At 37.0% G+C, this 12106-nt stretch carries 10 protein-coding genes; 6 read left to right on the top strand and 4 right to left on the bottom strand.

Annotated features, from left to right (window positions below; genetic code table 11):
- The 3 genes from LS64_RS09725 to LS64_RS09735 all read left to right on the top strand — a co-directional run.
- The coding region (locus LS64_RS09725; RefSeq protein WP_238699483.1) for a periplasmic substrate-binding domain-containing protein at window positions 1-973 on the top strand (973 nt) is incomplete at its 5' end.
- 20 nt (window positions 974-993) lie between these two features.
- Window positions 994-2775, top strand: coding sequence for a ring-infected erythrocyte surface antigen domain-containing protein (locus tag LS64_RS09730; RefSeq protein ID WP_034571533.1), 1782 nt, complete (start codon window positions 994-996; stop codon window positions 2773-2775).
- 41 nt (window positions 2776-2816) lie between these two features.
- Complete coding sequence (locus tag LS64_RS09735; protein ID WP_034571535.1) at window positions 2817-5006, top strand: polyribonucleotide nucleotidyltransferase; 2190 nt, start codon at window positions 2817-2819, stop codon at window positions 5004-5006.
- 3 nt (window positions 5007-5009) lie between these two features.
- On the opposite strand, the gene LS64_RS09740 is transcribed toward LS64_RS09735, so the two are convergent.
- Window positions 5010-5852 (bottom strand): methyltransferase domain-containing protein, encoded by an 843-nt coding sequence (locus LS64_RS09740; protein WP_034571538.1) that lies wholly within the window; start codon window positions 5850-5852, stop codon window positions 5010-5012.
- 17 nt (window positions 5853-5869) lie between these two features.
- Window positions 5870-7423 (bottom strand): YifB family Mg chelatase-like AAA ATPase, encoded by a 1554-nt coding sequence (locus LS64_RS09745; protein ID WP_034571541.1) that lies wholly within the window; start codon window positions 7421-7423, stop codon window positions 5870-5872.
- 225 nt (window positions 7424-7648) lie between these two features.
- Here LS64_RS09745 and LS64_RS09750 point away from each other — a divergent pair, with 225 nt between their 5' ends.
- Both LS64_RS09750 and LS64_RS09755 read left to right on the top strand, forming a co-directional pair.
- A complete protein-coding gene (locus LS64_RS09750; protein ID WP_118949305.1) occupies window positions 7649-8413 on the top strand; it encodes an ABC transporter permease in 765 nt (254 codons plus the stop codon).
- A gap of 45 nt (window positions 8414-8458) precedes the next feature.
- Window positions 8459-9778: a hypothetical protein gene (locus LS64_RS09755; protein ID WP_034572365.1), complete on the top strand. Its 1320-nt coding sequence runs from the start codon at window positions 8459-8461 to the stop codon at window positions 9776-9778.
- Here the strand turns inward: LS64_RS09755 and LS64_RS09760 are convergent, their stop codons facing one another.
- A complete protein-coding gene (locus LS64_RS09760; protein ID WP_034572367.1) occupies window positions 9779-10747 on the bottom strand; it encodes a hypothetical protein in 969 nt (322 codons plus the stop codon).
- Window positions 10747-11388, bottom strand: a complete 642-nt coding sequence (locus tag LS64_RS09765; protein ID WP_160659341.1) for a response regulator — start codon at window positions 11386-11388, stop codon at window positions 10747-10749. Before LS64_RS09765 ends, LS64_RS09760 begins: the two co-directional genes overlap by 1 nt.
- Before the next feature lie 165 nt (window positions 11389-11553).
- Between LS64_RS09765 and aroQ the strand changes: the two genes are divergently transcribed.
- On the top strand, window positions 11554-12072 hold the full coding sequence (gene aroQ / locus LS64_RS09770) for a type II 3-dehydroquinate dehydratase (protein ID WP_034572371.1): 519 nt from the start codon (window positions 11554-11556) through the stop codon (window positions 12070-12072).
- The last annotated feature ends 34 nt before the right edge of the window (window positions 12073-12106 follow it).

Genomic DNA, 12106 nt, shown 5'->3' on the forward strand with positions numbered 1-12106 from the left:
GTTGGGGGGGTTGCAAGGGGGGGTAAGGGGGAGCAACCTCGCAATTCACGCCCCCCTTGCCCCCCCTTGCGAACGTGTAGAATTAGAAAGTAAAGGATTATCAAAAAATATTAAAGAATCTAGCGACTTTGTCAATTCGCGAAGCGAAACAAAAAACTTAGAAAACAAAAAAGATTCTATAAAAAATATAGAATCTAAAAATATAGAATCTATCACTTGCATAGATTCTACAAATTTAAAAAATCTAGGTTTTAATATAGATTCTATAAAAACACAGAATCTAACTATTGCCACGCCCTACATTAACGAGCTAGATTCTAGAATCTTAAGCCAAATTTATACGCCACCCCAAACAAATCCACCACATAGCAAAAGAGAGAATCTAAAATATGCAATGAAACTTCTAAAAGATAGAGGTTTTTACATAAAAAATAATCAACTTTATAACTCTCAACATGAGCCGATAAGTTTTAGCATTTTGCTAAATTCGCCACTTTTTGAGCGCATCGTCCTGCCATTTAAAAAAAATCTAGCCATTTTAGGCATTCCGTTGCAAATCATTTTGGTAGATTCTACGCAGTATGAAAATCGCGTAAAAAACTTTGATTTTGACATAATCGTAGGCGTTGTGCCGCAAAGTTTGTTCCCAGGAAATGAGCAAGATTTTTTCTTTTCTAGCCATAGCCGCGATATGAATGGGTCGCGAAATTTTTCAGGTGTAAATTTGAAAAGCATTGACTTGCTAATTGATAGACTTAATAAAACGCAGGATTTGCCGACACGTGTGGCGATTTTAAGGGCGATGGATAGAATCTTGCTTTGGCAATTTTATGTTGTGCCGCATTTTTACTCGCCAAATTTTCGCATTGCGGTAAAAAGTGATGTTAAGATTCCAACAGATTCTAAGGGTGAGTTGCTTTATCCGCCCTATTCTTCGCCATTTAGCGCGTTTTATTTTTGGTGGCGCGAGTAGAATTTATGGTGAGTAGATTTATGGCAAGAGTAGATTTATGGAATAAAATTTGCGTTTATACAAGTTATAAAGTGGGGAAAAATATGAAAAAAATTATATTATTTTTGATATGTTTTAGTGCGTTAAATGCTGAATCTAGCGATGCTTCTTGGGGCGAGATTTTGCAAGATTCTACAAAAGCAGCGCAAAAATTAATGAAAGATATAGAATCTAAAAATAATCCGTCATTGCGAGCGAAAGATAGTGAGCGTGGCAATCCAAATTCTATGGAATCTAAAAAAGATTCTAATGTTACAAAAAGTGTAGAAATGCCAAAAGTCGCCCCGACAAAGTTACCAAAAGTAACACCCACAACGCCACCCAAAATAGAATCTAAAAAGATAGAATCTAAAAAGCAAGATAGCATAAACGTCCCAAGCATAGAAGTCCCAAATATAAATATCCCAGAAATCCACGTGCCAAAATCAAGCAACATAGAATCTAAAAACTTGCAAAATATAGAATCTAGATTCTATAAAAATACTAAATCTAATAACTTTGAAAGCATAAAACTTGCAGATTCTAGTGAAATACAAAAAGCTCCATATATCCCAACTATAAAAAATGTAACGCCTTTAAAAGATTCTAACATTCCACAAACACAAAGGCAAAATTTAGAATCTAATTTGCAAAATATGGAATGCAAGGATGATTCCCCCCTCCCTTGCGGAGGGGGGCTAGGGGGGCGGGTAAAAAACCACGAAAATAAAGGAGATTCTAAAAAACAAGATTCTATAAACCAAAACACAGAATCTAAAACGCAAGATTCTAAAAAAAACATAGAATCTAAAAACACCAAAAACCCACAGCAAAAAACAACCCCAAACATCCGCGATTTCCGCGATGATTTTAATATTAACAAAGAAGCAAACCCAGAAAATGTAGAAATCACGCAAAACCCCGCACAAAGCCAAGATGAAGCACTCCAAATCGACCAGCAAGAATATGACGAGCAACTTGCCATTGAAAAGCACGATGTGGAAATCAAAAAACGGCTAGATTTAGACCCGCTTTTTACGGCTCAAAGGGCGCAAATAGGCGGCGGATACCACGCGATGCTAGCACTTGGCGATACGCAGACGCTAATTTTTAATGCGGCTTTTGCAAATGCGCAGCTCCCTTTGAATCTTCGCATTTTTGCCCTAAATATCTATGGTGGCGCAAGCTGGGGAAAAGCTGATATGACTTTGCAGGATATAAGTATACAATCTCAATATTTTAGTGCAAATGGCGGTGCACAACTAAGTATTCCACTAACGCGTAAGTTTGTCGTAGCACACGCTGTTTTGGGCGGTGAGTATGGCATCGGTAATTATAGCACTGGTATTGATGGGAGTGCTATAAATGAGATTAATGGCTTTGCGGGCGTTGATTTTGTGTATAATGACTTTGTTTTTCGCCCATATTTAGGCAGTGTTTTTTATTTTTTTAATATGGATAGCCTAAAAAGTGGGCTACTTGGCGGCATTAATGGCTATCTTGGTTTTAATACTTTTTATATCCATAAAAAAACCACAGGTAACCTTGCAGTAAGCATTTCACGCGATTTTTTACGCCCTAGTGGCGGCATTTTTCTTATTATGCCTATCCAAAATAACGCGCTTTATTTAGGGCAAAAATCCACAAATTTAAATGTAGATTTTGGCATAGAAATGGCTGCGTCTCGCCATTTTGTAATTAAGGGCAACGCACAAGTTTCATACAACCTAAGCTACTATGTAGTCACCGCCCTTATCAAAGTCTCCGCATATTTTAGATTCTAAAACTTTTTAGGGTATAATAAGCCTTTATTTCAAGGACTTTTATGGACATAACATTACAAATTAATGGGAAAGATGAGACTTATACACTGCAAAAATATGCTGGGTTGTGCGATGTGGCGGTGCTGCAAAAGGTCGGTGGTAGCGTGATTTTATGCACGATTTGTATCGATTATGAAAGTGAGAATAAAGAAGATTTTTTGCCCTTAAGCGTTCAATATATTGAGAAAATGTATGCGGTAGGTAAGATTCCAGCGGGTTTCATTAAGCGCGAAGGAAAGCCTAGCGATAGTGAGATTCTAACTTCGCGTCTTATTGACCGCTCTCTAAGGGCGATTATGCCAAAGGATTTCCCTTATACACTGCAGGTGACGCTTATGGTTTTAAGCTATGACAATAAGAGCGATTTGCAACAAGATGCGTTAAATCTTGCAAGTATTTCACTTTTTCTCTCATCTGTGCCGATAAAAAATAAAAAACTACTATGTGCTAGTCGCATTTTGCAACTAGATTCTAAAATCGTTGCCACAAGTGATATTAATGATTTGAAAAATTCCACACTCGATTTATTTGTGAGTGGATTTGATAATAAAATTAGTATGATTGAAATGCAGAAACTCCGCACAACAAAGGATTCTAAAGACTCTATAGAATCTAAAAACACGCCAGATTCTAAAAACCCTACCAAAGATTCTAAAACAGATTCCAAAAAAGATTCTAAAACAACAGAATCTAACCCCGCCATAATCACCAAAGAAAACCTACTAAAAGCCCTAAAATACGCCATCAAAGATATAGAATCTAAAAGCAAAATCTACACAAAAGCCTTTAAAAAATTTGCCAAACCAAAGCATAAAATTACAAATTGTAACAAAATAGATTCTAACCTTTTGCAAACTTTGAGTAAAAAATACACAAAATCCATAAAAACCGCGCTAATTTCACTTAGCAAAAGTGAAAGGCAAACGCAAATGAAAGCCTTAATAGAATCTATTGCAAACGCCGAAAACATAGACCCCCAAATCACCGCAACGCACATCTACGCCCTTAAAAAAGACATTATGCGTGAGATGATTTTAAGCAAGGGCAAACGCGCTGATAATCGCAAACTAGATTCTATCCGCCCTATAAATATAGAATCTAACATCCTGCCACACGCCCATGGCAGCGCGGTTTTCACGCGTGGGCAAACGCAAGTCCTTGTCACTTGCACTTTGGGTAGCGAAAATGAAGCGCAAAAGGGCGATTCGCTATCAAATGTAACAAAAAGTAACGTTATGTTCCACTACAATTTTCCGCCCTTTTGCGTTGGTGAAGCCTTTCCCATTTTAGCGCAATCAAGGCGTGAATTAGGGCATGGCAACCTTGCGTTAAGAGCGATAGAATCTAGCATCCCAAAGCTCCCAAATACCTTGCGTTTCGTAAGCGAAGTGCTAAGCTCAAATGGCTCAAGCTCGATGGCTAGCGTGTGCGGGGCGTCTTTGGCACTGAAAGGCGCTGGGGTTGAAATGCGTGAAATGGTCGCTGGAATCGCCATCGGCTTGGTCTTTGAAAGCGATACGCGATACGCGATTTTGAGCGATATTATGGGGCTAGAAGATTTTGATGGCGATATGGATTTTAAAATCGCTGGGACGCGCGCTGGTTTTAGTGCGCTGCAGCTTGACATTAAGCTAGATTCTATAAGTCTTAAGATTTTAGGTGAGTGCTTGGAGCGCGGCAGCAGCGGGATTTCTCATATTTTGGATATTATGGAAAAGGTCAAAATTGTGCCAAATGTTTCGATTTTACCCAAAAGTGAGAGTTTTGCCGTGCCGCAGGGCAGTTTAAGCGATATTATCGGGCAGGGCGGGCGCGTGATAAAGGACATCATTAGCCGCTTTAATGTGAGTGTGAATTTGGATAAGGACAAGCATATCGTAACGCTTAGTGGTGCGGATTTTGCGGGGGTTAAGGCGGCTAAAGAGCACATAGATTCTATCGTGGAGTCTTCGTTGCGTAAAAAGGAGAAACGCGAAAATATAGAATCTACTTTTAAGATTGATAGCATCTATCTTGGCGTGGTGAAAAAAATCACTGATTTTGGCGTATTTGTGGAAATAGCCCCTGAAATCGAAGGCTTAATCCGCACCGAAAAACTAGCCCTTTTGCAATCTCCTTTAGAGCTAGATTCTAAAATCCAAGTGAAAGTGATAAACAACACAAATGGCAAATTAGAACTAACTTTGGAGTGAAAATTATTTTTTTGCGAAAAATAGGGTGAAATTTACCCATTTAAATAGAATCTCAATGTGCGTGAAACCAGCAGTTTTAAGTAGCGAAATATTTTCAGCCACGCTATAAGGCACTAGCACATTTTCTAAGGCTTCTCGCTTCTTATAAATCTCGCCTTGTGTGTAGCCTTGTTTTTTTTTATATTCATAATAAAGCGAAATCATTTGAGATTCTAACTTAGAATCTGTGGTGATAACTTTCTCGGCAAATAAAAAAACTCCACCGCTTTTTAGGGCATCATAAATTTTTTTTATCAAATCTTGTCGCTGCAGTGGTCGCACAAATTGCAAGGTATAAAACGCACAAATTATGTCCGCTTTTTTAAAATTAAAACTTAAAAAATCCGCATTTTTAAACTCAATATTTGCACTCATTGCCTTTGCTTTAAGTCTAGCGCGAGTTAGCATAGCAGGCGAATTATCAATGCCTATAAGTTCTAAATTTTGTAACTTTTTAGGCTGTGTTTTAGAATCTTCAAAGTTATGATTTTTAGAATTTTCTCTTTTACTAGATTCTATAAAGTCCTGTGAATTTTTAGAATCTGTTTTTAAACTTTCAATAAGTTTTAATAAAAGATTCCCCGTGCTGCAACCTAAATCATAAATAATACTAGATTCTATAACTTCTTTAGAATCTAAGTTAGCATTTTTAGAATTTAGATCCTGTAAAATAAAAAAAATAGCAATGTTTAGAATCTCATCATAAAAAGGGATAGAACGTTCAATCATATCATCAAACACACTTGCCACAAGCTCATTAAACTCAAATTTTTCATTATAATCTTGTGTAAAAATATTATCTTTCATAACTTTTACCCTAAAATCTACGTCCTGCGGTAGCTAAGTGCCTCTAGTATGTGCGCCTTTTGTATATGCGTAGAATCTTGCATATCAGCAATGGTTCGCGCCACTTTCCGCACCTTTTGCTCCCCACGATAAGATAGCGAAAAACGCGTGCGTGCTTGCTCTAGCAGCTCCTTGCAATTAGAATCTAACTCGCAAAATTTATCCACTTGCATTTCATTTAGCTTCCCATTAAACACCACGCGACCCTTGCTATCAAACTGCCCACGCTTTACCTGCTTTTCAAATACGCAAAATACTATATCTTGCATTTTTTTAGAATCTAGATTGCTAAATTTAGAATTTTGCTCTTTAAAAGTTCCACTTTCGCTAACCTGCTCTTGCATTTGGATATACAAGTCAATTCTATCCAAAAACGGCTCACTTAAATGATTTCGATAAGTGCGAATCTCAGCCTCCTTGCACCGACACTCCTTTGTAAGCGAGAGAAGATTCCCACACGGACAGGGATTCATCGCCGCGACAAACAAAAACGAAGTATCATAAATAATCTTGCTACTAACGCGCGAAATGGCGAGTTTATTATTCTCCAGCGGCTCACGAAGCGACTCCAAAATATCGCGTTTAAAGTAAGGCAACTCATCAAAAAAAATCATTCCATTATGGGCAAGGGCAATCTCGCCCGGGCTAACCTTAAACTGCGATGCAGAGCCTAAAATACTAGCTTTTGACGCACTTTGATGTGGGGCACGAAAACTCCGCTTTGGCTGATATTCCAACGTCTGCTCGTTAAAGGCTTGGAGCTTGACAGATTCTATCATTTCGGTTAGACTAAGCGGGGGCAAAATATCCTGCATTCGCTTTGCAATCATACTTTTACCACACCCAGGACTTCCCTCAAACAAAATATTATGGAATCCACAAGCAGAAATCAATGCCGCATAAATCGCACCCGGCTGATTTTTCACCTCGCTAAAATCACTCTCAAAATCATCGCTAAAATAATATTTTTTAGAATCTATCTCAATACTTTTAAAGTCAAAATCTTTGCTTTGACGCGTTGGAAGTGCCTTGCCACGCAGGATTTCAAGGGCTTGTGTGATAGAAGATGCAAACGCCATTTCTAAATTTGGAATCTTGCTAAAAAGCTCTCTTGCTTCGGCTGGGAGTATCACTTTTGCATTTGGGAATTTTAAGGCGATGTCAAGGAGCATAGGATAGATTAACGTGACATTTTTGATGTCGCCATTTAGCCCTACTTCGCCAAATGCAAACCACTCATTTAACGCCAAACACTCCTTACTAGCGGCGATTAAAAGGGCGATGGGTAAATCAAATTGACTGCCATTTTTTGGCAAGTCGCTGGGGGATAAATTAATGTTTAGTTTTAATGCGGGAAATTCAAATCCTAGATTGACAAGTGCGCTGCTAACGCGATACTGCGCCTCTTTTATGGAGCTAGAAGCAAGTCCTGTGATGTTAAAGGCAGGCAGCCCACGCGTGAAAGTAGCCTCGACTTCCACGACTTTGGAATCTAGCCCATCTTGTGTAGCGCATAGGATTTTATTGACCATGTTTTCTCTTTATTATTGATATTGTTTTTAACGGCTTTAATTATATCCATAAAATCTTTAGAATTTTCAAAATTATAAAGATTCCCATATTATTCATAAAATTATTGCCATACATTCATTCTAAGTTTTATGTTGTTTGGAATACTTTGTGTATTGTATTTCTTGAAATTTTATTGATAGAATCTTAAGACTTGTTAGATTCTAGAATACATTCTAAGGCTTTTTATGCTAAATAAAAAATGGTTTTGGCGGGTAAATTCGCTAGTTTTAATTGTGGTTTTATTATTCTTATGGCAGTTTTTTGCGATGAAATATGCGAATACTCAGCTCTTACCAGCACCTAGTATGGTGTGGGATACATTTATTGAAATGTCGCAAAATAATTTGCTATCTAGCATGGAAGTCTCTTTACAGCGATTTGCTATTGGCTTTAGCATTGGGGCTGTTCTTGCGATTTTTTGCGGATTTATTTTGGGAATGATTAAAAATCTTGAGATTTTGCTTGAGCCACTTATCCAGCTTTTGCGTCCTATTTCGCCTGTGGCGTGGATTCCATTGCTTTTGCTTTGGGTTGGCATTGGAGAAATGCCTTGTATTCTTATTATTGCTTATGCCGTATTTTTCCCTGTGCTATCCCTTTGTATAACGGGGGTGCGGCAGGTCAATCACGACTATATTCTAATGGCAAAAAATTTCGGTGCAAGTCCTTTTAGAATCTTTTTTAATATTATTTTACCCAGCACATTTTTGCATCTTTCAAGTGGGCTAAAACTAGCTGCTAGCGTAGCGTGGATACACCTTGTCGCAGGTGAAATGCTAGGACCACAAAGTGGGCTAGGCTACATCGTGCAAAATGGGCGAAACACACTAGAGACGGCTGAAGTAATCGTAGGAATGTTTCTTATAGGGATTTTAGGCTATATTATTTATACATTTTTTGTGTTGTTTGAGCGAATTGTAACAAAATTTTTGGGTGGGAAATTTAGCTAGTTTATTATAACTTTAGATTCTATAACATTACAAAAAGGACATTTTTTGAAAAAAATAATTCTATATTTTATAATATTAAATTTTATAAACTTATGGGCGGAACGCATAGAATCTAATATATTAGATTCTAAAAAAGATTCTAATAATATAGAATCTGCCCTAGATTCCAAAGTAGATTCTAAAGCGGATTCTAACTTAGATTCTAAAATAGATTTTACACAACATATTACACAAGATTCTAATAAGCAAGATTCTACCAAAAAACAAAAAACTTTTCCCTATACACCGACTATTCACAATAATAATCAAAACAGCAAACTAAAATTTATTTATGGTTTTGACTTTGGCTTTTTCGCGGATAATTTGGAGGATTCCTTTGCTTACACGCCCACACGCACGCTATTTGCCGCTAGCATTTTCCCTGAAATTGGTGCGAGTTTTTACAATCAAAATATACGAGTTGGCACTTTTATTATCTATAATATGGGCGAAAAGCTGCTAAATAGGGGCGATTTAAACATCGGCTTAAGCCTTTTTTATGACATTCAGCATAGCGGATTTCATGGATTTTTTGGCATTTTTTCGCGTAAATTTTGGCTTATTAATTATCCGCGATTTTTTTATAGGGATGATTTTTTGTTTTTTAATCCCGTTATTAATGGAATTTTATTGCAAAAAAGTTCTAAAAATAATAACTTTAAAAGTGAATTTATGCTAGATTGGTATGGTGGGAATCTGGCTAAAAGAATTGATGAATTTATGGTGCAAATCGCCATGCAGCACGACTTTTTGCAACACAAAAATAAAGATTCTAAACAAAATCAAAATATTTTATTTTACGGCGCACAAGCCCAACTTTTCCATACAAAAAATTCTAATATTTTGAACCCAAACTCGACAAATTTAGATGTTTTTTTGCTTGATAGATTCTATTATAATCTTTATTTTGGTGCGGATTTTACTAGCTTAATCCCAAATTTTAATAAGTTTAGTATGTGGATAAATGCCCTTGGCGGCGTGGATAGAAAGCGATTTGAGAGCAGCGGACCGGAAGCCTTCGCACACAAAATCGGCGGCGAGCTAAATTTTGAGCTAAATTTCAAAGGCTTTGGCATCGCAAATAGCGCGTATTTCGGGCAGGGGCAATACAAATATTTTGACGAATATGGCGAAAGCATTTACTGGGGGCTGCCCTTTTATCAGGCACGATTTTACGACCGCTTGGAAGCCTATTATGAATACAAAAATGCGTATTTAAGGGCGCGCTTTAGCCTTATAGGACATTTCGCAGACAACACTTTCGCCCACCAGCAAATGCTAAATATTTACATTGACACGCAAAGGTTGATTGAAACTTTTAGGTAGCTAAAACCTAAACTCATAAAAAAACATAACTCTATTGTATGAAATGTTTTGATTATTCCCTATCAATGTTTTATATGATAAGTCAATCGCACTATTTTTTGATATGATAAATCCTATGCCACCACCCACACTAAAGCCATCATCTTCGCCTTTTGCCATCACATATCCCTTGCTAATATCATTAACATCAGCTCTCGCTCTAACAGTATAATACAACATTTCATATCCACAATCAAAATGTGCCACAAAACGATAAATCCCAGCATACAAACTAGAGTGAATACCTAAAAATTGAAATGAGTTAGTATTGTCAGCGATACCTTTTAGTGCGACTTCATACTGCATTTGCACTTTAAAACCGATATTTAGAATCCATATATCAATTTGCTGATTAAATCCTAAAGCCACGCCAAAATTAGGTGCACTTGAGTTAAAAGTCGCATTCACATTTTGACCAAACGCACTAGAGACACTACTGCCAAGCATAAATCCAGCACCAAACTGCGTATAGAAAAAGGGAAGTGGAATAGAAAAAGGACCAGAAGATACGATATATCGGCGATTATTTCGCTTGTCAATCCTATCTATTTTTGCTTGTTTTTTTTGTGCTTTTATTGCAACTTTTTCTTGTTTTTGTTCTAATTTTTGTAACTTTTTTTCTTCTTTTAGTTGCTCTTTTGTTTTAGATTCTGTAACTTTTTCTTGTGTATTATTAGTGTCTTTAGATTCTATAGAATCTACATCATTAATAGGGTGGTGGGTGGGTGATAGGTTGTTATTAGAATCTGTTTTAGAATCTAATTTTACTAACTTTATTGAATTTAAATTATTAGATTCAATACTTTTATAGAATCTAGATTCTAAATTTTGATTAAAATATCCCAAATTAGATTCTATAGAATCTGCCCCCAAATTAGTAAAAATCAAAAATATCAAAATACATAATTTTCTAAGCTTAAAAGTTATCATTATTTATACTCGCAAAGTTTATAAGTTTTATTTTTTATCTTTTTTATTAGCCCAGCTTCACTTAGCTCGCTAAAGGCTTTTGCAATCGTTTGGCGGCTTATATCAAGGCTATCAGCGATATTTTCAATACTGCCGTGATAAATCTGCTCGTTATCACAATTTTCAATCAAATACTGAATAATCTCGATTTTTTTGCCACCATAAAACTCGCTCAAAGTCTTCAAAAGGCGATTTTGCACCTCCAAATTTTTGCTATGAAGTCGCGGTAAATACGCCTTTTTCATCGTCTCTAGCAGCTCGTCCAAATCAATAGGTTTCAAAATGTAACCATCGCATTTGAGTTTGATAGAATCTAGCAAGTATTTCGTTTCAGTAAATGCGGTCGCAAGGATTAGCGGGACATCCGCGTTAAAGTCGCCCTCACGCACATTTCGCACAAATTCCAAGCCATCCATACGCGGCATCAAAATATCGCTAATAACGATGTCATAAGTTTTTTTCTTAAACTTATCAAAGCCATCTTGCCCATCCACTGCGCTATCAATCTCGCCGACAAAATCTCGTAAAATCTCGCTCAAAAGCTCCCTACTACTATCCTCATCCTCGATATACAGGACACTTAGTTTTTTTAAAAAATCCACTCCCATTTTTCCTTCCCCACATTGTTATAGAATCCAAAACTAGATTCTATAAAAAATAAAACAATATTTTAGAATCTAGTTCTAAATTCCACAAAAATTTACCACAAACACAATATTTTAAGATAGAATCTAAGCTATTTTTCACACAAATTTTAAGGAGAAAGTATGAAAATCTTAGTGATTCAAGGACCAAATCTTAACATTTTAGGGCATCGCGACCCGCGACTTTACGGCACTATGACGCTAGAGCAAATCCATAATAATATGAAAACTTTTGCTAGCCAGCAAAAAGGTCCAAATGGCGAGAATTTGGAGCTTGAGTTTTTTCAAAGCAATTTTGAGGGCGAGATTATCGATAAGCTGCAGGAGTGCATTGGTGGCGAGTTTGATGGTGTGATTATGAATCCGGGCGGGCTAAGCCACACTAGCATTTCCATTGCGGATGCGATTGTGGCAAGTGGTGTGCCTGTGATTGAGGCGCATTTGAGTAACATTCACGCGCGTGAGCCTGAGCGGCGTGTGAGCGTGACAGGTGCGGTAAGCGTTGGTATTATTTCTGGCTTTGGTCCGCTTAGCTATCATTTGGCGTTAATTGCGATTTTAAATGTCGTAAATGAGCTAAAAATGCTAAAACTGCAAAATCAGCAACAGCAAGTGCAAAACGCCGCGAATAATCCGCAATAGTTACTTGCAATCTATAAATAAAACTAGATGATAT

The organism is Helicobacter saguini (assembly GCF_000762875.2).
GTDB classification, from domain to species: domain Bacteria; phylum Campylobacterota; class Campylobacteria; order Campylobacterales; family Helicobacteraceae; genus Helicobacter_A; species Helicobacter_A saguini.

Bases quoted from the DNA above. Each gene is read 5' to 3' on its own strand.
- LS64_RS09730 (WP_034571533.1), top strand. From the start codon at position 994: ATGGCAAGAGTAGATTTATGGAATAAAATTTGCGTTTATACAAGTTAT.
- LS64_RS09735 (WP_034571535.1), top strand. From the start codon at position 2,817: ATGGACATAACATTACAAATTAATGGGAAAGATGAGACTTATACACTG.
- LS64_RS09740 (WP_034571538.1), bottom strand. From the start codon at position 5,852: ATGAAAGATAATATTTTTACACAAGATTATAATGAAAAATTTGAGTTT.
- LS64_RS09745 (WP_034571541.1), bottom strand. From the start codon at position 7,423: ATGGTCAATAAAATCCTATGCGCTACACAAGATGGGCTAGATTCCAAA.
- LS64_RS09750 (WP_118949305.1), top strand. From the start codon at position 7,649: ATGCTAAATAAAAAATGGTTTTGGCGGGTAAATTCGCTAGTTTTAATT.
- LS64_RS09760 (WP_034572367.1), bottom strand. From the start codon at position 10,747: ATGATAACTTTTAAGCTTAGAAAATTATGTATTTTGATATTTTTGATT.
- aroQ (WP_034572371.1), top strand. From the start codon at position 11,554: ATGAAAATCTTAGTGATTCAAGGACCAAATCTTAACATTTTAGGGCAT.